The sequence below is a fragment of the Streptomyces sp. NPDC059895 genome (genome assembly GCF_042731035.1).
In the GTDB taxonomy this organism is placed as follows: domain Bacteria; phylum Actinomycetota; class Actinomycetes; order Streptomycetales; family Streptomycetaceae; genus Streptomyces.
The window spans coordinates 57,720-79,033 of record NZ_JBHWKO010000032.1; the positions used below are offsets into that span (position 1 = coordinate 57,720).

Genomic DNA, 21,314 nt, shown 5'->3' on the forward strand with positions numbered 1-21,314 from the left:
AGCCGGAGCACTGACTCCACCACCCTCAGGAGCAGCGATGACGGGTCTCCCCGACGCGCACGACGCGGGAGCGTGGCTGCACGGCAGGTCGTTCGCGAAGACCTCGCCACCCGGCAGTGCCACTGCGGTGCTGGACGACCGCATGCGGTTCACCGGATGGAGCCCGGAGGCCGAGGAGCTCTTCGGGCTGAAGGCCGAGGACGTCCTCGGCCGGTCCGCGGACACGGTCCTGGCCGACGCGGAGACCGGGGCGGACACACCGATGGTGGGCGACCGCGACACGACACGGCTGCTCGGTGCCCGGGTGGTCCGCCGCGGTGACGGACGCTCGCTCACGGTGACCCTGTCCCTCACCCCGCTCGCCCAGCGGGAGGCCGCGTTCGGGTGGCTCCTCACGGCCACGGACACGGAGCTGGTGCACTGGGAGGCCGTCGGCCGGGCCGTGCTCGCCGGACTCGCCGGTGAGTCGCCCGTCAACCTGGTCGTCTACGACACGGGCGCCCGGCTGCGCTGGATCAACGCCGCGGTCGAGAAGCAGTTCGGGGTCCCGCTCCAGGAGGCCGTCGGACGGTTCGTGAAAGACCTCCTTCCCCAGGGCCGCGTGCTGGGGGACCGGGACCTGGCGGTCTCGCGCACCGAGGAGATCGTCCTGCGCGTGGCCCGCACGGGCACGCCCGTGGGGGATGTGCGCTACCGGAGTTCCACCCGCCTCGACCCCCATCGCGAGCACGTCTGGTCGTGTTCCTACTTCCGGCTCCAGGACGGGGAGGGCCGGCCGATCGGCGTCTGCGAGGCGAGCCTCGACATCACCGACCGCTATGTGGCACGGCAGCGTCTCGCCCTGCTCAGCCGGGCGAGCGGCAGCATCGGCGGCACCCTGGACATCCAGCGCACGGCCGGCGACCTGGCGGAGCTGGTGGTCCCCGATTTCGCCGACGCCGCCGTCGTCGACATCTTCGAACCGGTCCTGAGCGGACAGGAGCCGCCGCGCGGCGGCACCCGTTCCCTCCTCCGCCGAGCTGCCCGGCGCACCTGCGACACCGCGGCCGGTGACAGCGCGGCCGACACGCTGGACACCCTCCGCCTGCGCTGCCTGGCCGAGAACGCGCCGGTCGCCGACCCGGCTGCCGGCGCCGTGGCCCTTCCGCTCACGGCCCGCGGTGCCGTCCTGGGCGTCGTGGCCCTCACCCGGACCCGGCCGAGGAGCCCGTTCGAGCCCGAGGAGATCCTGCTCGCCGGGGAGCTCGTCTCCCGCACCGCGGTGTGCGTGGACAACGCCCGGCGCTACACCCGCGAACACGCGACCGCGCTCATGCTCCAGCGCGATCTGCTGCCCCGGGCGCTGCCCGATCCGCCGGGCGTGGAGATCGCCCACCGCTACCTGCCCGCGGCCGGGCCCGCCGGCGTCGGCGGGGACTGGTACGACGTCATCCCGCTCTCCGGGGCGCGCGTGGGGATGGTGGTGGGGGACGTCGCCGGACACGGCATGGGCGCGGCCGCCACCATGGGCCGCGTACGCACGACGGTCGCGGCCCTGGCGGCGCTGGACCTGGCCCCCGACGAGCTGCTCGCCCGTCTCGACGACCTCGTGGCGCGGACCGACACCACCCCGCCGTCCGGGGCCGCCGAGGCCGAGGACCAGGCGTTGGGCGTCACCTGCCTGTACGCGATCTACGATCCGGTCTCCCGGCACTGCGTCATGGCCCGTGCGGGGCATCTGCCCCCGGTGCTCGCCACCCCCGACGGCCGCGCCGAGCTGGTGGACCTTCCCGCCGGACCGCCCCTCGGACTGGGCGGCCTGCCGTTCGAGAGCGCGGACATCGAGCTGCCGGAAGCCGCGATGCTCGCCCTGTACACCGACGGACTCGTCGAGAGCCGCGAGACGGACATCGACCGGGGAGTCCGCTCCCTGTGCACCGCGCTCTCCGGGCCGGGGCACGACCCGCTGGAGGAGACGTGCGACAGCGTCATCGGGACGCTCCTGCCCCAGGCGCCCGAGGACGACGCCGCCCTGCTGCTGCTCCGCGTCCACGCCCTGGCGGAGAACCTGGTGGCGACCTGGGACATCGCGCCCGATGCCGGAGAGGTGGGGAGGGCGCGCTCGCTGGCCCGCGATCAGTTGATCGCGTGGGGAGTCGACGAGGCGGCGTCGTTCGTGGTCGAGCTCGTCGTCAGCGAGCTGGTCACCAACGCCATCCGCTACGGAGGCGCTCCGGTGACCCTACGGCTCATCCGGGAGCGCGGCCTCATCGTCGAGGTCTCCGACGGCGGCCACACCTCCCCCCACCTCCGGCGGGCCGCCATGGAGGACGAGGGCGGCCGAGGCCTGTTCCTGGTGGCACAGCTGACGCGGCGCTGGGGAACCCGCTACACGCCGACGGGCAAGACCATCTGGACCGAGCTGTCGCTCACTCCGGTCCAGTTCACGGAAGCCTTGGCGGACCAGCTGTTCGAGCTGTGAAGGCCTGGACGGCCGTCAAGCGCTGACAAGGGTCCGGCTGCGGTGACCGCACCACCTCAGGGTCCGGCTGCCGTGACCGCACCCCCTCAGCGAGCCGCCCGTTCGACGGGGCGGGCCTGCTCCTGCGCGCGGTCCGGCACGCTCGCGGCCGACCAGGCTGGTGCGGGCCACCGCGTCCGAGAACGCCACCCCGACCGTGTGCCGCAGCTCCTCGGCGCTCTGCGCGAGCCGATCGCCCGGGCGGGGTCGGCCCTGCATCAGGTGCCAGGTGTCTTGGGGAAGGAGGAGCACAACACCTCCCGCCGCAAGGTCCGGGCACGCGTCGAGCACGTCTTCGCGCGGATGAAGACCCAGAAGGAAGAACCTCGCGACTGCCGTCCGAAGGGCGACGGCATTCACACCGCGATGCGCGGCATCCCCCGACGGCACAACCTCGCCCGACGGCACAACCTCGCCCTCACGGGACCACCTTCAGAAGAGGCCCGAGGAAGACGGCTCCCCACCTCGCCGGCTCGGAGGCTGCTCAGTCGAGACAGAACTCGTTGCCCTCGATGTCCTGCATCACGATGCAGGAATCGTTGCCGTCATACAGTAGTCGCACGCGTACCGCGCCGAGCGGGACCAGCCGTGCGCACTCGGCTTCGAGCGTGGCCAGGCGCTCTTCGCCCACGAGCCCGGTGCCGACCCGCACGCAGAGATGCACCCGATTCTTGACGACCTTGCCTTCGGGAACGCGCTGAAAGAACAGTCGCGGGCCCACACCTGAGGGATCACTGCACGCAAACCATGAACCCTGTTCCTCAGGAGGCCGGGAGCGGTCGAAATCGTCCCAGGTGGCGAACCCCGCCGGCGGCGGCGCTACGACATACCCCAACACCTCGCACCAGAAACGAGCGACGCGCTCAGGTTCTGCGCAGTCAAAGGTGACTTGGAACTGCCTGATCGATGACATCGGCGCACCATAGCAGGGGCACTCCGTTGCTCATCTCCCGGTGTGGATCCGCATGTTGTCGGGAGGAACGGCCCCTGCCGGCCGCTGCTGTGTCGCGCGGTCGCAGGGGGTGAACCGACGTCGATGCCTCCAAGGAGGCGCCCGCCGTTCCCGATCAGCCGCGGCCACGGCCCTCGCCGGGTTCCCCGACCGGACCTGTCGATCCGGGACCGCCTGGTCCCGATGTGGGGTGCTGACGGTTGCGGGGGTTGCTGTACTCGGCTGCTGTACCGCAGGATCGCTGGGTGTCCCGTCTGATCGGCCCGCACACCGCCGACCCGTGCCCCCGCTGCGCCGACGAAGAAGTCCGCCTGGGCGCCCCGCCCGGCCCCGCCGGCCCCGCTGAGGTCGGCTACACGTGCGACCGCTGCGGCCACGTCTGGTCTCGCTTGGTCGAGACGGACTTGGCGGTCTACGACATCGTTCGGGCGGATCTTCCCGACGCGACGCTCTACGGGACGGCCTGGAGCCTGGAGGGCGACCGCGTGTTGCTCCGGGGGCCGGGTGGTGATTGGTATCGGTGGGTCGAGCACTGGCGAGTCAGAGGACGGCGAGCCCGACGAGGCTCTTGGGAAGGCCGTCGAACGCGCGGGAGCTCTTCTGGGTCTTATTGAGCGACCTGACCGATGAGGAGGCCCATGCCTTGGCGGACTGCTTCGGCGACAGCGAATGCCTCGGCGTGGCCTGGGTCCTCCTGCATCTCATCGAGACGGCTCCTCACGCGCGTGAGGACCAGCCTGAAGCCGCTCGACGATGGCGCGATGGTCTGACGAGCCAGTCCCACGCGCAGGCTACCGACGAGCGGCCTTCACATCCGTGATCACGATGGTGAGTGGCGCTTCTCCGCCTACCCGAGTTCACCGAGACGGAGGGTGTCCCTTATCTCGCTGAGCTTCGCGGTTGTCGCCGGGGTCCGTTCCTTCGCCTGTTCACCGAGACGGAGGGCGTCCTCAATCTCGCTGAGCTTCGCGGAGGACAGGACGCCCGCCCGCTCGATCAGGTCGTCCCTGGACACGGTGGTCAGCCACGTGCAGGGGGTAAAGCCCGGGCGCGGGAACGCGAACCGCAGCACGCCTTCAAAGGGCAGTCCTTCCATGGCGCCTACTTGCACTTCGACGCCCAGACCGCTGATGTCGACGCCCGCAGGAGTGACGACCTGCATCGCCCGGATCCTGGACGCGTCGTCTGCCGCCAGCAGTACGACCAGCCGCCGCTCGTCGAACTCCACCCACCAGACTTCGCCACGTTGCACATGTCCTCCTGACTCAGGACGGCAGGCGGAACTGCGCGACCCTGACGCGTTGTGGAGACGGGTGCGGCCACCGTTGATCATCGTGAGTTGTGTGGACTGACTGACGAAGAGACGGTGGCCGCAGGCCACAGCATAGAACCCGCCCGTTGGCGGGAGGCGTTCGAGGGCCTGATGGGCCGGATCGCGGGACGCTTCGCCCGGGTCGAACCCCGGCGCAGGGCGGCGCGGTTGGTGCTAGGTCTGTTGGCCGACCTGCCGCGCAAGAACTGCTGGACCATCGCCGAGTGGGCTGGCGAGACCACTCCGGACGGCATGCAGCACCTGTTGGGCAGGGCCAAGTGGGATGCCGATCAGGTCCGCGACGACGTGTGCGGCTACGTGGTGGAGCACCTGCACGACGACCGGGCGGTGCTGGTCGTCGACGAGACCGGCGATGTGAAGAAGGGCACTGGCACGGCCGGCGTCCAGCGCCAATACACCGGCACTGCCGGCCGGATCGAGAACTCCCAAGTCGCCGTCTACCTGGTCTACGCAGGCAAGCGCGGCCACGCCGCAGTGGACCGGGAACTCTACGTTCCGCGCTCCTGGACCTCCGACCCCGACCGCTGCCGCGCCGCGGGCCTTGCCGAGGAAACCACCTTCGCCACCAAGCCGGAGCTGGCCACGCGTATGGCCGGAGATGAGCAGATCGGCCACCTTCACCGTCAACGTCCTGTCGGGCGACCAACAGGAGCTGTGCGCACGGTTCGCGTCGAGCGGCACGGACGAGTTCGCCGGACTGGCTTTGCGGAAGTCCCCCCTCGGGCAATCAGCTGTTGCCCGGTGTGGCGACCTGGCTCGACTGCCCGGGTCGAGGAGATACGCAAGATCGGGGACCATCATCTCGCCCTGGCGCGGGTGACCGCTCTGGACATGACGGCCGTCGCCACGTCGATCGTCTCCACCGCGGCGCCCCGCACACGATCCCCTGACGTGCGGTCCTCCTCGGGCGGCCCTCTCCTGCCCCGCAGGCCGCCGCTTTCCAGCCCCTCCCCGCCCCGCCTTCCGCCCCCTCTTCCGGCGCCTTCCGCCCCACCCTCCCCGGTGTTTTCACGCGGGCTCGCGCGCGGTCTCGCTCCGGCGGCGCCCGCGCCGACCGGCAGGCGGCCCGATCCGAACGGGTGCGGTTGCGGTACTCCGCCGTACGGCGCATCCTCAGGCATCGGGGGAGACGCCGGGCGCCCCGGCCAGTGGGTGTCCGGCCCGGAGCGTGTCCGCCCCCGCCGGGGCGGGGCGTGGCGGGAACGGAGGGTCGGCGATGGCGTCGGTGGGTGTCGAGGAGGAGTACCTACTGGTCGACCCGGTCACAGGCCGGCTGATGCCGCATGCGGAGAAGGTCCGGGTCGCGGCCGGGCTGGAGCCGTTCGTCGCGGCGCGGGAGATCCAGCCGGAGCTGTTGCAGGCGCAGATCGAGGTGGCCACGCCGGTGTGCCACGCCCTGGACGAGGTCGGCGGGCATCTGCTGCGTCTGCGGCACGCCGTGGCCGGCGCCGCGGAGACGCACGGCTGCCGGATCATCGCCAGCGGTACCCCGCTGTTCCGGGAGGACACCCCTGTCCCGGTCACCGGCAAGACCCGCTACCGGATCATGCAGCGGCAGGCGCCGCAACTGGTCGCGGAGCAGATGGTCGACGGAATGCACGTGCACGTCGCCGTTCCCGGCCGGCAGGCCGGCGTGGAGGTGCTCAACCGCATCCGGGGATGGCTCCCGACGCTGACCGCCATGGCGGCCAACTCCCCCCTGTGGGACGGGCGCGACACGGGCTTCGCCAGCTGGCGCACCGTCGTCTTCGGCCGCTGGCCGGTCAGCGGCGTCCCGCCGCGCTTCGCCGACGAGAAGGACTACGACGCCCGGATACGGCGGCTGCTGTCCACCGGCGTCATCGTCGACACCGGGCAGGTGTACTGGCAGGCCCGGCTGTCCGAGCGCTACCCCACGGTCGAGGTGCGCTGCATGGACGTACAACTGCGCGCCGACGACGCCGTGATGTTCGCCGGTCTGCTGCGCGCGCTGGTCGACACCGCGGTGTGCGAGGCGTGGGAGGGACGTCCCGTGGACGACCGGGATCCCGAGCTGGTGCAGGGGGCGATGTGGCAGGCGGCCCGCCACGGACTGAGCGGCGAGCTGATCGACCCCGCCGGCCGGCGCCGGCGCGCGGGCGCCGTGGTGTCCGAGCTGCTGGACCACGTCGGTCCCGCGCTGGACGCGGCCGGTGACACCCGGGAGGTCACCGCCCTCGTGCACCGCCTCCTGCGGCAGGGCACCGGCGCGGACCGCCAGCGCCGGGCCTTGGCCGAGGGCGGCCTCGACGCCGTGCTCGCCCTGGTGGTGGAGGCCAGCGGCACACCGTGACGAACGGCCCACCGGGCGCTGCCCGAACGTCCGGGCGCCGTGCGCGCCCGGACGCGGCGGTGCCATCGCGGCGAGGCGACGGCCGGGGCTGAACGCCGACCGCTTGCCTCCGCACACATGCCGCCGTCCAGCATGACGCCCGCCCCACCGGACCCGGGCAGGGCGTCCGACCCCGTCCCCGCCCCACCACGGCAGGGTGTCCACCCCCGTCCTACCGGACCCGGGCAGGACGTCCGCCTCCGTCCCACCGGACCCGGGCAGGGTTTCGATCCCGACCTACCGCACCCCGGGCAGGACGTGCCGTCCCCGTCCCCACCCACCCCGCCCCGGCAGGGTGTCGACCCCGTCCCACCGGACCCCGGCAGGGTGTGGCGACCCCGACCTACCCCACTCCGGCAGGGTGTGGCGACCCCGACCTACCGGACCCGGCACCGCGTCGAACGCCCACCCCACATCCCCCGCAACCGGCAGGGTGGCGTCGACACGGCTCTCGAGGGTCACGAGCCCGCCGCGACCGGCGGTCCGCAGGACGGCCGGATGCTCCGGTGCATCACTCTGGCGCCCCGGTACACCGTGAGCTACCTTCGGTAACCGCTACCGCCGGTAACCCTTTTCTCCCGGGCGCCTCCCAGATCCTCCGAGGCACCTGGGAGATGCACCGCGCGCACCCTCCGCCCCGTTCCGGAAGGCAGGTCATGGAGAACAGACACGAGCCCGCAGCGCACCCCGGCCCCGCCGCCGCGTCCTCCGCGGGGATCACCCGCCGCCACGCCCTCACCGCCGCGGGCGGGGTGCTCGCCGGCGCCGCGCTCGCACAGGCGGCGGGCCCGGCCTTCGCCGCGACCGCCGCGTCGGCCGACGCCGACGCCATCGTCGTGGGCCACGGGCTCGCCGGGCTGGTCGCCACGGCCGAACTGGCCGCCGCCGGCCGGAAGGTGCTGCTCCTCGACCAGGAGCCCGAGACCAACCTGGGCGGTCAGGCGTTCTGGTCCTTCGGCGGGCTGTTCTTCGTGGACTCCGCCGAGCAGCGGCTGATGGGAATCAAGGACTCGCAGGACCTGGCCTGGCAGGACTGGCTGGGCACGGCCGGCTTCGACCGCGGCGTCGACGACCCCTCAGGGCAGGACCACTGGGCCTACCGGTGGGCCGAGGCGTACGTGGACTTCGCCTCGGGGGAGAAGCGGTCCTGGCTGGCCGGACTCGGGGTGCAGTGGTTCCCGGTCGTGGGCTGGGCCGAGCGCGGCGGCGGTCTCGCGGACGGTCCCGGCAACTCCGTACCGCGCTTCCACGTCACCTGGGGAACCGGACCGGCGGTGGTCGAGCCGTTCGAGAAGAAGGTGCGGGCCGCGGCCGCCGACGGCACGGTGGGCTTCCGGTTCCGGCACCGGGTCGACGGCATCGTGACGACCGGGGGCGCGGTCACCGGCGTGCACGGCGCCGTACTGGAGCCCAGCGGCGCGGCACGCGGCGCACCCAGCTCCCGCACCGTGGTCGGCGAGTTCGAACTGAGCGCCCCCGTGGTGATCGTCACCTCCGGAGGCATCGGCGCCAACCACGACCTGGTCCGGCAGAACTGGCCCGCCCGGCTCGGCACCCCGCCCCGGTCCATGATCACGGGCGTGCCCGCCCACGTCGACGGCCGCATGCTGGGGATCACCGCGAAGGCGGGCGGCCGGATCGTGAACCCCGACCGGATGTGGCACTACACCGAGGGCCTGCGCAACTACGCCCCGATCTGGCCGGGCCACGGCATCCGCATCCTGCCCGGACCGTCCTCGATGTGGTTCGACGCGACGGGCAAGCGCTTCAACACCCCCGACATCCCCGGCTACGACACCCTCCACACCCTCGAGTCGATCACCGCCACCGGATACGACTACTCCTGGTTCGTCACCACCCAGAAGATCATCGCGAAGGAGTTCGCGCTCTCCGGCTCCGAGCAGAACCCCGATCTCACCGAGAAGAACGTCTGGAAGCTCCTCTCCCGTATCTGGCAGACCCCCGAGCCGATCGAGCGGTTCAAGGAGAACGGCGAGGACTTCGTCGTCGCCACGACCCTGCCCGACCTGGTCGCCGGGATGAACGAACTGACCGGGACCGGCCTGATCGACCTCGACGGGCTGAAGCGGCAGATCGAGGCCCGCGACCGCGAGATCGACAACCCGTACACCAAGGACGTCCAGGTGATGGGCATCCGCAACGCCCTCGCCTACCCGGGGGACTCCCTCAGCCGTACGGCCTCCGCCCACCGCATCCTCGACCCGGACGCCGGCCCGCTGATCGCCGTACGCCTCAACATCCTCACCCGCAAGACCCTCGGCGGTCTCCAGACCGACCTTTCCGGACGGGTCCTGAACGCCTCCGGCGACCCGATCGCCGGCCTGTACGCGGCCGGTGAGGTCGCCGGCTTCGGCGGCGGCGGGGTGCACGGCTACCGCTCCCTGGAAGGCACCTTCCTCGGCGGCTGCCTCTTCTCCGGCCGGGCGGCGGGCCGCGCGGCGGCGACCGCGACCGCCACCTGAGCCGCACGGCGGACACCGCTTCCGGGGGCCCGATCTCCAAGGGCTTGACTTCCGCCCGATCTCCAAGGGCCCGACTTCCGCCCGATTTCCGGGGCCCGGCGCCGCCCCCTCACCCCGAGGGCCGGTCGTTCCCCCGGAAAGCGGCCAGAATGCGCTCGGCGGCCAGCGTGGCCGTCAACTCGCCGTCCCTGACCTGTCGTTCCAGGCCGGGGGCGGCCGCGCGCACCGCGGGGTCGGCGTGCAGCCGGCCGAGCAGCTCGTCGCGGACCATCGCCCAGGTCCAGCCGACCTGCTGGTCCCGGCGCTTGGCGGTGAGGCGGCCGGTCGAGTCGAGCAGCGAGCGATGCTGTTCGAGCCGTTCCCAGACGGTGTCCAGCCCGGCCGCCTCCCGGGCGCTGCAACTGAGCACCGGCGGGGTCCAGAACGCGTCCCTGCCGTGCATCAGCCGCAGCGCGCCCGCCAGTTCCCGCGCCGCCGCCCGCGCGTCGCGTTCGTGCGGGCCGTCCGCCTTGTTGACGGCGATCACGTCGGCCAGTTCCAGGACGCCCTTCTTGATGCCCTGGAGCTGGTCGCCGGTGCGGGCCAGGGTGAGCAGCAGGAAGGAGTCGACCATGTCGGCGACCGCGGTCTCGGACTGGCCGACGCCGACGGTCTCCACGAGGATCACGTCGTAGCCGGCCGCCTCCATGACCACCATCGACTCACGGGTGGCCTTGGCGACCCCGCCCAGCGTGCCCGCGCTGGGGGAGGGGCGCACGAAGGCGGCCGGATCCACCGCCAGCCGCTCCATCCGGGTCTTGTCGCCCAGGATCGAGCCCCCGGTGCGGGTGGACGACGGGTCCACGGCGAGCACCGCCACCCGGTGCCCGAGCGAGGTCAGCAGGGTGCCGAACGCGTCGATGAACGTCGACTTGCCCACGCCCGGCACCCCGCTCACCCCGATCCGCCGGGCCCGGCCGCTGTGCGGGAGCAGCTCGGTGAGCAACTCCTGTGCCAGCGCCCGGTGGTGAGGCCGGGTGGACTCGACGAGGGTGATGGCGCGGGCCACCAGGGCCCGCTTCCCGGCGAGCACACCCTTCACATAGGTGTCGACGTCGATCGCTGCCATCGGCGCTACTGGCCGTGCCCGAGCTCGCCGGACAGCCGCTCGACCAGGTCGTACGCCGCGTCCGGGATCACCGTGCCGGGCGGGAACACGGCCGTCGCGCCCATCTCCAGCAGTGTCGGCACGTCCTGCGGCGGGATCACCCCGCCCACGACGATCATGATGTCCTCGCGTCCCTCCTCCGCGAGCTCCTCCCGGAGCGCCGGTACGAGCGTGAGATGCCCGGCGGCCAGCGACGAGACCCCGACGATGTGCACGTCCGCCTCGACGGCCTGGCGGGCCACCTCGGCCGGGGTCTGGAACAGCGGGCCGACGTCGACGTCGAAGCCGAGGTCGGCGAAGGCGGTGGCGATCACCTTCTGGCCGCGGTCGTGGCCGTCCTGGCCCATCTTGGCGACCAGGATGCGCGGGCGGCGGCCCTCCGCCTCCTCGAAGCTCCTCACCAGCGCGCGGGTGCGGTCCACGGAAGGGGACTCGCCTGCTTCGTTGCGGTACACGCCGGAGATGGTACGGATCCGGCTCGCGTGCCGCCCGTACACCTTCTCCAGGGCGTCGGAGATCTCCCCGACGGTCGCCTTGGCGCGGGCCGCGCGCACCGCCAGCTCCAGCAGGTTGCCGTCGCCGCCCGCGGCCCGCGTGAGCGCGTCCAGCGCGTCCCGGCAGGCCCCCTCGTCGCGCTCCGCGCGCAGCCGGCGCAACTTCTCGATCTGCCGGCCGCGCACCGAGGAGTTGTCGACCTTGAGGACCTCGATCTGCTCGTCGCTCTCCACCCGGTACTTGTTCACGCCGACGACCGGCTGGCGTCCCGAGTCGATCCGGGCCTGGGTGCGGGCGGCGGCCTCCTCCACCCGCAGCTTGGGGATCCCGGCGTCGATGGCCTGCGCCATGCCGCCCGCCTGCTCCACCTCCTGGATGTGCTGCCAGGCGCGGCGGGCGAGGTCGTACGTGAGCTTCTCGACGTAGGCGCTGCCGCCCCACGGGTCGATGACCCGCGTCGTGCCGGACTCCTGCTGGAGCAGCAGCTGGGTGTTGCGGGCGATGCGCGCCGAGAAGTCGGTGGGCAGCGCCAGCGCCTCGTCGAGGGCGTTGGTGTGCAGCGACTGGGTGTGGCCCTGGGTCGCCGCCATCGCCTCCACGCACGTACGCGTCACGTTGTTGAACACGTCCTGCGCGGTCAGTGACCAGCCCGAGGTCTGCGAATGGGTGCGCAGGGAGAGCGACTTGGCGTTCTGCGGATCGAACTGCCGGACCAGCTTGGCCCACAGCAGGCGGGCCGCGCGCAGCTTGGCGATCTCCATGAAGAAGTTCATGCCGATCGCCCAGAAGAAGGAGAGCCGGGGCGCGAACGCGTCCACGTCCAGGCCCGCCTCCCGCCCCGCCCGGATGTACTCCACGCCGTCGGCCAGCGTGTACGCCAGCTCCAGGTCGGCCGTCGCGCCCGCCTCCTGGATGTGGTAGCCGGAGATGGAGATGGAGTTGTAGCGGGGCATCCGCTGCGAGGTGAAGGCGAAGATGTCGGAGATGATCCGCATCGACGGCTTCGGCGGGTAGATGTAGGTGTTGCGGACCATGAACTCCTTGAGGATGTCGTTCTGGATGGTCCCGGCCAGCTTCTCCGCCGGCACGCCCTGCTCCTCCGCCGCCACGATGTACAGCGCGAGCACCGGCAGCACGGCGCCGTTCATCGTCATCGACACCGTCATCCGGTCCAGCGGGATGCCGTCGAAGAGCTGCCGCATGTCGAGGATCGAGTCGATCGCCACGCCCGCCATGCCGACGTCACCGGTCACCCGCGGATGGTCGCTGTCGTACCCCCGGTGCGTGGGCAGGTCGAAGGCGACCGACAGGCCCTTCTGCCCGGCCGCCAGGTTGCGCCGGTAGAACGCGTTGGACTCCTCCGCCGTGGAGAAGCCCGCGTACTGGCGGATCGTCCAGGGCTGGTTGACGTACATCGTCGGGTACGGGCCGCGCAGGTACGGGGCGATGCCCGGATAGGTGCCGAGGAAGTCCAGGCCCTCCAGGTCCTGCCCGGTGTACAGCGGCTTGACCGCGATGCCCTCCGGGGTCTCCCAGCGCAGGTCCGTCCCGTCGGTCGCCTTCTTGACGGCGCCGCGCCACTCGTCGGGCCCGGCGTCGGAGGCCGGGGTCCCCAGCTCGATCCCGGAGAAGTCGGGGATGCCGGAAGGGCCGGAAGGGCCGGAGGCTACGGACATCAGGACACTCCCATGCGGTCGAGCGTGGCGGCGAGCACGGTGACGGCGTCACAGCCCGCGAAGACGTAGGTGTCGACTCCCTCGTACGGCCCGGGACGGCCCGCGAGGAACACGTGTGCGGCGCCCGCCGCCCGCAGCTCCCGCACGGCCGCCTCGGCCCGCTCCTCGTACAGCGCGTCGCTGGAGCACAGACAGACCTCGACGGCTCCGCTCCGCTCGAACGGGCCGTCGGTGACGGGCTCGATGCCGCCCGCCTGGAACAGGTTCGCGGCGAAGGCGAGGCGCGCGGTGTGCGCGGAGGCCGGGCCGAGGGCCGCCAGGTACACGCGCGGGCGGGCACCGGTGGCCGCCAGATGGGCGTCGGAGCGGGCGCGCAGCGCCTCGTACGCCTCGTCGCGCCGCACCCGCGGCAGACCGCCGGACGGCGGCTCGGGCGCGGGCTCGCGCACCACCGGCTTCTCGGCCAGGTGCGGGAACTCGCTGACGCCGGTGACGGGTTCGCGCCGCTTGGCGAGCTTCGCGGCGCGCACCGCCCACGTCTCGGCGAGACGCTCCCGCACCAGCCCGGAGCGCAGGGCGGCGGCCTGACCGCCGGCCCGCTCCAGGGTGCGGAAGAACTCCCAGCCCGCCTCGGCCAGTTCGTCGGTGAGCCGCTCCACGTACCAGGAGCCGCCCGCCGGGTCGATCACCCGGGAGAGGTGCGACTCCTCGATGAGGATCGTGGAGGTGTTGCGGGCGATGCGCCGCGCGAACGCGTCCGGCAGGCCGAGCGCGTGGTCGAACGGCAGCACGGTGACGGCGTCCGCGCCGCCCGCACCCGCCGCCAGCGTGGCGATGGTCGTGCGCAGCATGTTCACCCACGGGTCACGGCGCGTCATCATCACCGGCGAGGTCACCGCGTGCTGGAGCTGGGCGCCCGCCGACCGCGCCCCGCACACCTCGGCGACGCGCGCCCACAGCCGGCGCGCGGCCCGCAGCTTGGCGATCGTCAGGAACTGGTCGGCGCCGGCCGCGTACCGGAACTCCAGTTGCCCGCAGGCCTGTTCGACGCTCAGCCCCGCCTCGGTCAGCTCGCGCAGATACGCCACGCCGGTCGCCAGCGAGCAGCCCAGCTCCTGCGCGGCCGAACCGCCGGCCTCGTGGTACGGCAGCGCGTCCACGGTCAGCGTCCGCAGCCGCGGGTACCGCTCGGCGCACTCCCGCGCGAGCGCGGCCACGGCCGGGAAGCCGTACGGCCGTCCGGTGCGCGCCTCGTGCCCCAGCGGGTCGGCACCCAGGCTGCCGCGCACCGCGTCCGCGCCGACCCCCCGCTCCTCGTACAGCCGCAGCAACTCCCGCGCGGCCGGGCCGGTCTCCGCGCCCGCGTCCAGGACGACGGGCGCCAGGTCGAGGTGGACGCCGTCGAGCACCCGGCCGAGCGCCGGCACCGGGATACCGCCCTCGCCGAGGACCAGCCACAGGGAGGTGACGCCGTTCTCCAGGTCGGTCAGGACCGCGCCGCCGTCCACCGCCGTGTGCCGCTGGCGCACGTCCCAGCCGCCGACGGTGTTGCCCTCCGCCCGTCCGCCGCGCACGAACGGCGCGAAGCCGGGCAGACCCGGGTCGGGCGCGCCGTCGCGCGCGGTGTACAGGGGCCGGACCCGGAGCCCGTCCTCCAGCACGCCGGCCAGGGCGTCCTCGGCCGCGTCGCCCGTGACGTCCCGGCCCGACCTGCGCAGGACGCCCGTCACCAACTGCTGCCACTGTTCATGCGTCGCGTCGGGGAACTCGGCAGCCAGCGCGAGCCCGTCGTCAGGCAGGACCGTCATGCCCGGATGCTAGGGCAGATCGGCGAACGAGCAGCAGAGGGCGCGGCTGTGACCTTCTTCTCCCCGACGGGGTGACGCGCACCGCTTCGCCGGACGCACCGGGGTGTTCCGGACGGCCCCGCCCGGCTCGCCGGACCCGTGGACAGGCCCGATGATCGGAGCAGGAAGCCGGGTGCGGGCACGCCCTGACCGACGACGGGAGGCGATGATGGCCACCTCGGACCTGGGAACCGGGCACCGCGACGAACGGCTCGGCCGCCCCGGCGACGCCGCCGCGTCCCGCCCCGCCGGGGAGTCCCTCGTGTCGCCGGTGAACTCGCACAACGAGTGGGACCCGCTGGAGGAGATCGTCGTCGGGCGGCTCGACGGCGCCACGATCCCCTCCCGGCACCCGGTCGTCGCCTGCAACATCCCTCCCTGGGCGGCACGGGCACAGGGGCTCGCCGCGGGCCTGCGGTACCCGCGCGTACTGGTGGAACGGGCGCGGCACGAACTGGACGAGTTCATCGTCCTGCTGCGGTCCCTCGGCGTCACGGTCCGGCGCCCCGACGCGGTCGACCACCGGCAGCGCTTCGGCACACCCGACTGGTCGTCCCGCGGCTTCTGCAACACCTGTCCCCGCGACAGCATGCTGGTCGTCGGCGACGAGATCATCGAGACGCCGATGGCCTGGCCGTGCCGCTACTTCGAGACCCACTCCTACCGCGCGCTCCTCAAGGACTACTTCCGGCGCGGCGCACGCTGGACGGCGGCCCCCAGACCGCAGCTGACCGACGACCTCTTCGACGCGGACTTCCGCGTCCCCGGGCCCGGCGAGCCGATGCGCTACGTCCTCACCGAGTTCGAGCCGGTGTTCGACGCGGCGGACTTCGTGCGCGCGGGACGCGACCTGTTCGTCACCCGGAGCAACGTCACCAACCGCATGGGCATCGACTGGCTGCGCCGGCACCTCGGACCCGGCTACCGCGTCCACGAGATCCACAGCCGCTGCCGCACCCCCATGCACATCGACACCACCTTCCTCCCGCTCGCGCCCGGCAAGGTGCTGGTCAACCCCGAGTACGCCGACGTCGACCGCCTCCCCGAGGTGCTGCGGTCGTGGGAGGTCCTGACCGCGCCCGACCCCGAACCGATCACCGACCCGCTGCTCAGGGTCACCTCGATGTGCGGCAGATGGCTCAACATGAACGTCCTCATGATCGACGAGAAGCGGGTGATCGCGGAACGGCACCACACCGGCATGCTGCGCGCGCTCGAAGGGTGGGGCTTCGAGCCGATCCCGTGCGACCTGCTGCACTACGCGCCGTTCGGCGGCTCGTTCCACTGCGCGACGCTCGACATCCGGCGCCGCGGCACCCTGGAGTCCTACGTCGACTGAACCGGGGCCTCCGGCCTGCGGTGGCGTCGCGGACCGCCACTGCCCGGGCCCTCGGCCTGCGGTGGCGTCGCGGACCGCCACTGCCTGGGCCCTCGGCCTGCGGTGGCGTCGTGAGCCGCCACTGTCCGGGCCCTCGGCCTGCGGTGGCGTCGCGAACCGCCACCGACCGGGCCCCGGCCGACGCTGGCGTCGGCGACCGCGCACTCAGTAGGCTCCGTACCATGCGGATCTCCGTCTCCTCCGACATGGACGAACCCGTGGCCCGCGCCCTCGTCGCCGAACTGCGCGGCCGCGGGCACGACGTCGTGACGCACGGCGCGCTGCACCCCGGTGCCGACCCCCAGTGGGCGGTCTGCTCGGCGGCCGCGGCCCGGGACGTCGCCGACGGGACCTCGGAGCAGGCCGTGGTGTGCTGCTGGACCGGCACGGGCGCCTCGATCGCCGCGAACAAGGTGCCCGGTGTCCGCGCGGCCCTGTGCACCGACGCCTACACGGCCGACGGCGCCCGCCGCTGGAACGACGCCAACGTCCTCGCGCTCAGCCTGCGCCTCACCTCCGAACCGCTGCTCAAGGAGATCCTCGACGCCTGGTTCACGGGCCGGCCCGCCGAGGACGCCGAGGACCGGGCGAACGTGGCCCACGTCGACCGGCTTGACCGGACCCGGACCGGCTCCTGACGGGGAACCCGTCCACCGCGTTGCTCCGGATGGGCCGACCGGCCCTGGCGGGTACCCGGCGGCCGGGAGAGGGTGGGAAGGCACGGGACAGGAACCCACCTCCGCCGCACCCCGATCCGGAAGGGACACCCAGATGTCCGTCGACACCCGGCAGGCGTCCACCCCCCTCACCGACGACGAGCTGAGGACGCTGGACGCCCACTGGCGCGCCGCGAACTACCTGTCCGTCGGCCAGATCTACCTCATGGCCAACCCGCTGCTCACCGAACCGCTGCGCCCGGAGCACGTCAAACCGCGGCTGCTCGGCCACTGGGGCACCTCGCCCGGCCTCAACCTCGTGCACACCCACCTCAACCGGGTCATCCGCGCCCGGGACCTGGACGCCCTGTGCGTCTGGGGCCCCGGCCACGGCGGACCCGCGGTGGTCGCCAACTCCTGGCTGGAGGGCTCGTACACCGAGACGTATCCCGACGTCACCCGCGACGCGGCCGGCATGGCCCGCCTGTTCCGGCAGTTCTCCTTCCCCGGCGGCATCCCCAGCCACGTCGCCCCGGAGACACCCGGCTCGATCCACGAGGGCGGCGAACTCGGCTACGCCCTCGCGCACGCCTACGGTGCCGCCTTCGACAACCCCGGCCTGCTCGTCGCCTGCGTGATCGGCGACGGCGAGGCGGAGACGGGGCCGCTGGCCGCCTCCTGGCACTCCAACAAGTTCCTCGACCCCGTCCATGACGGCGCCGTCCTGCCGATCCTCCACCTCAACGGCTACAAGATCGACAACCCGACGGTGCTCGCCCGCGTCCCGGAGCCGGAACTCGACGACCTGCTGCGCGGCTACGGCCACGACCCCGTCCACGTCACCGGGGACGACCCGGCCGCCGTCCACCGGGCGCTGGCCGAGGCCCTCGACACCGCCCTCGACCGCATCGCCGCGATCCAGCGCGCCGCCCGCGAGGACGGCCACGCCGCCCGCCCCCGCTGGCCGGTGATCGTGCTGCGCACCCCCAAGGGCTGGACCGGCCCCGCGCAGGTCGACGGGCTCCCCGTGGAGGGCACCTGGCGCTCCCACCAGGTGCCGCTGGCGGGCGTGCGCGACCACCCCGAGCACCTGCGGCACCTGGAGCGGTGGCTGCGGTCGTACCGCCCCCAGGAGCTGTTCGACGAGCACGGCGCGCCCCGGCCCGACGTGCTGGCCTGCGTCCCGGAGGGCTCCCGCAGGCTCGGCGCCACCCCGCACGCCAACGGCGGACTGCTGCTGCGCGCACTGCCCCTGCCCGCCCCGGAGACGTACGCCGTACCCGTCGACAAGCCCGGCGCGACCCTGCACGAACCCACCCGTGTCCTGGGCGAGCTGCTCCGGGACGTGATGCGGGCGACCGAGGACCGGCGCGACTTCCGGCTCGTCGGCCCCGACGAGACCTCCTCCAACCGCCTCCAGGCCGTCTACGCCGCCACCGGCAAGAGCTGGCAGGCGCAGACCCTCCAGGTCGACGAACACCTCGACCGGCACGGCCGGGTCATGGAGATCCTCTCCGAACACACCTGCCAGGGCTGGCTGGAGGGCTACCTCCTCACCGGCCGGCACGGCTTCTTCTCCTGCTACGAGGCGTTCGTGCACATCGTCGACTCGATGGTCAACCAGCACGTCAAGTGGCTGCGCGTGTCCCGCCGACTGCCCTGGCGCGCCCCCGTCGCCTCCCTCAACTACCTCCTCACCTCGCACGTGTGGCGCCAGGATCACAACGGCTTCTCCCACCAGGACCCCGGCTTCATCGACCACGTCCTCAACAAGAGCCAGGAAGCCGTACGGGTCTACCTGCCGCCGGACACCAACACCCTGCTGTCGGTGGCGGACCACGTGCTGCGCAGCCGCGACTACGTCAACGTCGTCGTGGCCGGGAAACAGCCCTGCTTCGACTGGCTCTCCCTGGACCAGGCCCGCGTCCACTGCGCGCGCGGCGCGGGCATCTGGGAGTGGGCCGGCACGGAGGACGGCACCCGCGAGCCCGACGTCGTCCTCGCCTGCGCCGGTGACGTGCCGACCCAGGAGGTGCTGGCCGCCGCCCAGTTGCTCCGCCGCCATCTGCCCGAGCTGGCGGTGCGCGTGGTCAACGTGGTCGACATCGCGCGGCTGATGCCGCGCGACGACCACCCGCACGGGCTGACCGACTTCGAGTACGACGGCCTGTTCACCACCGACCGGCCGGTCGTCTTCGCCTACCACGGCTATCCCTGGCTGATCCACCGCCTCGCCTACAGCCGCACCGGCCACCGGAACCTGCACGTCCGCGGCTACAAGGAGATCGGGACCACCACCACCCCCTTCGACATGGTCGTCCGCAACGACCTCGACCGCTACCGCCTGGTCATGGACGTGATCGACCGCGTCCCCGGCCTCGCGGTGCGCGCGGCCGGCCTGCGCCAGCGCATGGACGACGCGCGGCTGCGCCACCACGACTGGATCCGCGTCCACGGCACCGACCTGCCCGAGGTCGCCGACTGGACCTGGGACGGCTGACCGGCGGCCCCCGAACCACCCGGACCAGGGCGCACGGGCGGAGCGGACTGCGCGGTCGTGCCCGGCGTCACAACGTCAGCGTGAACCACGTCGTCTTGCCCTCGTCGGTCGGCCGTACGCCCCAGCTGTCGGCGAGGGCACCGACCAGGACCAGTCCGCGCCCGGACTCCTCGTCCTGGGCGGCCGGGCGCGGCTTGGGCAGGTGCGGGCTGCGGTCGCCGACCTCGACCGTGAGGGCGGTGGCCGTGCGGTGCAGGCGCAGCGTGATGGGCCCTTCGGCGTGCTGCACGGCGTTGGTCAGGGTCTCCGACAGCAGCAGGAGGGCGTCGTCGGCGCGGTCCGCGCAGTTCCACGAGGTCAGCGCCTTGTGCAGGACGGCGCGGCCCTCCCGCACGGAGGCCGGGTCGGCGCGGAGTTCGGCCGTGACGGCCGTGAGCGGGGCGGCGGGCAGCTGCGCGAGGAGCAGGGTGACGTCGTCGTTGTGGCTGTCGGGGTCCGGCAGCAGCCCCGCCAGCAACTGGTCCGCCGCGGCCTCCAGGCAGGGCGTGCCGGCGAACAGGTCCGTCAGGAGGGCGGTGAGTTCACCGAGCCGCATCTCGATGTCGCTGCCCGGCGTCTCGATCAGACCGTCCGTGTACAGCACCAGGGTGGAGCCCGGCGGTATCTCCGCACGCGACTGCTCGTACGACACGCCGCCCACGCCGAGGGGCGCGTTGACCGGGCCGTCGAGCGCGTGCACGCCGCCGCCGGGCCCGGCGACCAGGACCGGCAGATGGCCCGCCGAGCAGAGGGTCACCGTGCCCGTGTCGGGGGCGATCACCAGGTAGCAGCAGGTGACGAGCTGGTCGGGCACGTCGAGGTCGGCGACGCAGGTGTCGAGCGCCCGCATCAGCTGCCGCGGCTGCATCCCGGTCTTGGCCAGGGCGTGCGCGGCCGAGCGCAACTGGCCCATCACAGCGGCCGCTTCCAGGCCGCGGCCCATCACGTCACCGATCAGCACGCCCACCCGGTCGCCGCCCAGTGGGATCAGGTCGAACCAGTCGCCGCCCACGCCGGCGCCCTGGGTGGCGGGCCGGTAGCGGCTGGCGGTGGCCAGGCCGGGCAGTGCGGGCGGGGTGCCCATCAGGCTGCGCTGGAGGGTGAGCGCGATGTGCCGCTGCTGCTCGTACAGGGCGGTCAGCTCGGCCTCCGCGCGCTTGCGGTCGCTGATGTCCCGCACGATCGCGCACGCCCCGACGACCGTGCCGAGGGTGTCCCGCGTCGGCCACAGGGTGACGTCCACGTCCAGCAGCGTCCCGGTGCGGGTGACCCGCAGCGCCTCGAAGTGTTCCACCTTCCTGCCCCGCCGCAGCCGTTTCAGCAGCGCCCTGACCTCGCCGCGCAGCTCCGGCGGGGCGAGCAGGGAGACGTGCCGGCCGATGGCCTCCTCGGCGGTGTGGCCGTACAGGCGCTGCGCGGCGGCGTTCCAGTAGGTGATGTGCCCGTCGAGGGTGTGGGCGAGGATCGCGTCCTGCGAGGACTCCACGAGCGCGGCCAGCTCGTTGATGCGGGCCTCGGCCGCCTTGCGGTCGCTGACGTCCCGGACGGCCGCCGACACCAGCAGGCCGTCCGCGGTCTCCAGCGGGCTCAGGCTGATCTCGACGGGGAACTCCGTGCCGTCCTTGCGCAGCCCGTGCAGCGCGAGCCCGGCGCCCATGGGACGGACCTGCCGGTTGGCCGCGTAACCGCCGCGGTGGGTGGTGTGCTGGCCGCGGAAGCGGTGCGGCATCAGCAGTTCGACCGGACGGCCGAGCAGTTCCTCGCGGCCGTAGCCGAACAGCGCCTCCGTCTGGGCGTTGACGAGCCGGATGACACCCGAGTCGTCGACGATGACCATCGCGTCCGGTGCCGCCTCCAGCAGCCCCCGGAACCGTTCCTCGGCCCCGCCCTCCCGCAGGGGGACGCGGCAGCCGCACCGTTGTCGTTCCGCCGGCTCCGCCTGCATCAGGTCGGCCATC

14 protein-coding genes and 2 pseudogenes are annotated in these 21,314 nt (G+C 72.8%); 9 read left to right on the forward strand and 7 right to left on the reverse strand.

Going from position 1 to position 21,314, the window contains the following annotated elements; genetic code table 11:
- The first annotated feature begins 37 nt into the window (after positions 1-37).
- Together ACFV9M_RS29455 and ACFV9M_RS29460 are read left to right on the forward strand one after the other, a co-directional pair.
- The gene (locus ACFV9M_RS29455; RefSeq protein WP_385068945.1) at positions 38-2,461 is read left to right on the forward strand and encodes a SpoIIE family protein phosphatase; all 2,424 of its coding nucleotides are present in this window, start codon (positions 38-40) and stop codon (positions 2,459-2,461) included.
- A gap of 279 nt (positions 2,462-2,740) precedes the next feature.
- Positions 2,741-2,899: pseudogene (locus ACFV9M_RS29460) on the forward strand (IS5/IS1182 family transposase); the annotation flags it as partial.
- An 85-nt stretch (positions 2,900-2,984) separates the two neighbouring features.
- Here the strand turns inward: ACFV9M_RS29460 and ACFV9M_RS29465 are convergent.
- The 3 genes from ACFV9M_RS29465 to ACFV9M_RS29475 all read right to left on the reverse strand — a co-directional run bounded on the left by ACFV9M_RS29465 (position 2,985) and on the right by ACFV9M_RS29475 (position 4,704).
- Entirely contained in the window at positions 2,985-3,413 is a 429-nt protein-coding gene (locus ACFV9M_RS29465; protein ID WP_385068947.1) for a VOC family protein, read from the reverse strand.
- 579 nt (positions 3,414-3,992) lie between these two features.
- Complete coding sequence (locus ACFV9M_RS29470; RefSeq protein WP_385068949.1) at positions 3,993-4,157, reverse strand: hypothetical protein; 165 nt, start codon at positions 4,155-4,157, stop codon at positions 3,993-3,995.
- Between the two features lie 142 nt (positions 4,158-4,299).
- Positions 4,300-4,704: a type II toxin-antitoxin system PemK/MazF family toxin gene (locus ACFV9M_RS29475; protein WP_385068951.1), complete on the reverse strand. Its 405-nt coding sequence runs from the start codon at positions 4,702-4,704 to the stop codon at positions 4,300-4,302.
- A 171-nt stretch (positions 4,705-4,875) separates the two neighbouring features.
- On the opposite strand from ACFV9M_RS29475, the pseudogene ACFV9M_RS29480 reads away from it, so the two are divergent.
- From ACFV9M_RS29480 to ACFV9M_RS29495, 4 genes and pseudogenes are all read left to right on the forward strand, one after another.
- A pseudogene (locus tag ACFV9M_RS29480) lies at positions 4,876-5,376 on the forward strand (IS701 family transposase); the annotation flags it as partial.
- Positions 5,377-5,383: 7 nt separating this feature from the next.
- Positions 5,384-5,605 carry a flavin reductase family protein gene (locus tag ACFV9M_RS29485; protein ID WP_385068952.1) on the forward strand — a complete coding sequence of 74 codons (222 nt, stop codon included), beginning with the start codon at positions 5,384-5,386 and terminating at the stop codon, positions 5,603-5,605.
- A gap of 396 nt (positions 5,606-6,001) precedes the next feature.
- Positions 6,002-7,096, forward strand: coding sequence for a glutamate--cysteine ligase (locus ACFV9M_RS29490; protein WP_385068953.1), 1,095 nt, complete (start codon positions 6,002-6,004; stop codon positions 7,094-7,096).
- Positions 7,097-7,791: 695 nt separating this feature from the next.
- Positions 7,792-9,618 (forward strand): FAD-binding dehydrogenase, encoded by a 1,827-nt coding sequence (locus ACFV9M_RS29495; RefSeq protein ID WP_385068955.1) that lies wholly within the window; start codon positions 7,792-7,794, stop codon positions 9,616-9,618.
- Positions 9,619-9,727: 109 nt separating this feature from the next.
- On the opposite strand, the gene meaB is transcribed toward ACFV9M_RS29495, so the two are convergent.
- Genes meaB through ACFV9M_RS29510 form a run of 3 tightly spaced genes read right to left on the reverse strand, consistent with a single transcriptional unit; the run spans position 9,728 to position 14,744 of the window.
- Complete coding sequence (gene meaB / locus ACFV9M_RS29500; protein WP_385068957.1) at positions 9,728-10,726, reverse strand: methylmalonyl Co-A mutase-associated GTPase MeaB; 999 nt, start codon at positions 10,724-10,726, stop codon at positions 9,728-9,730.
- A gap of 5 nt (positions 10,727-10,731) precedes the next feature.
- Positions 10,732-12,936 (reverse strand): methylmalonyl-CoA mutase, encoded by a 2,205-nt coding sequence (gene scpA / locus ACFV9M_RS29505; RefSeq protein ID WP_385068959.1) that lies wholly within the window; start codon positions 12,934-12,936, stop codon positions 10,732-10,734.
- Entirely contained in the window at positions 12,936-14,744 is a 1,809-nt protein-coding gene (locus ACFV9M_RS29510; protein ID WP_385068961.1) for a methylmalonyl-CoA mutase family protein, read from the reverse strand. Before ACFV9M_RS29510 ends, scpA begins: the two co-directional genes overlap by 1 nt.
- Positions 14,745-14,952: 208 nt before the next feature.
- Here ACFV9M_RS29510 and ACFV9M_RS29515 point away from each other — a divergent pair, with 208 nt between their 5' ends.
- From ACFV9M_RS29515 to ACFV9M_RS29525, 3 genes are all read left to right on the forward strand, one after another.
- Positions 14,953-16,122 (forward strand): amidinotransferase, encoded by a 1,170-nt coding sequence (locus tag ACFV9M_RS29515; RefSeq protein ID WP_385068962.1) that lies wholly within the window; start codon positions 14,953-14,955, stop codon positions 16,120-16,122.
- A gap of 221 nt (positions 16,123-16,343) precedes the next feature.
- On the forward strand, positions 16,344-16,799 hold the full coding sequence (locus ACFV9M_RS29520) for an RpiB/LacA/LacB family sugar-phosphate isomerase (RefSeq protein ID WP_385068964.1): 456 nt from the start codon (positions 16,344-16,346) through the stop codon (positions 16,797-16,799).
- A 133-nt stretch (positions 16,800-16,932) separates the two neighbouring features.
- Positions 16,933-19,317, forward strand: coding sequence for a phosphoketolase (locus tag ACFV9M_RS29525; protein WP_385068965.1), 2,385 nt, complete (start codon positions 16,933-16,935; stop codon positions 19,315-19,317).
- A 67-nt stretch (positions 19,318-19,384) separates the two neighbouring features.
- Here ACFV9M_RS29525 and ACFV9M_RS29530 read toward each other — a convergent pair whose 3' ends face one another.
- Entirely contained in the window at positions 19,385-21,313 is a 1,929-nt protein-coding gene (locus ACFV9M_RS29530; RefSeq protein ID WP_385068967.1) for a PAS domain S-box protein, read from the reverse strand.
- Between the last annotated feature and the right edge of the window lies 1 nt (position 21,314).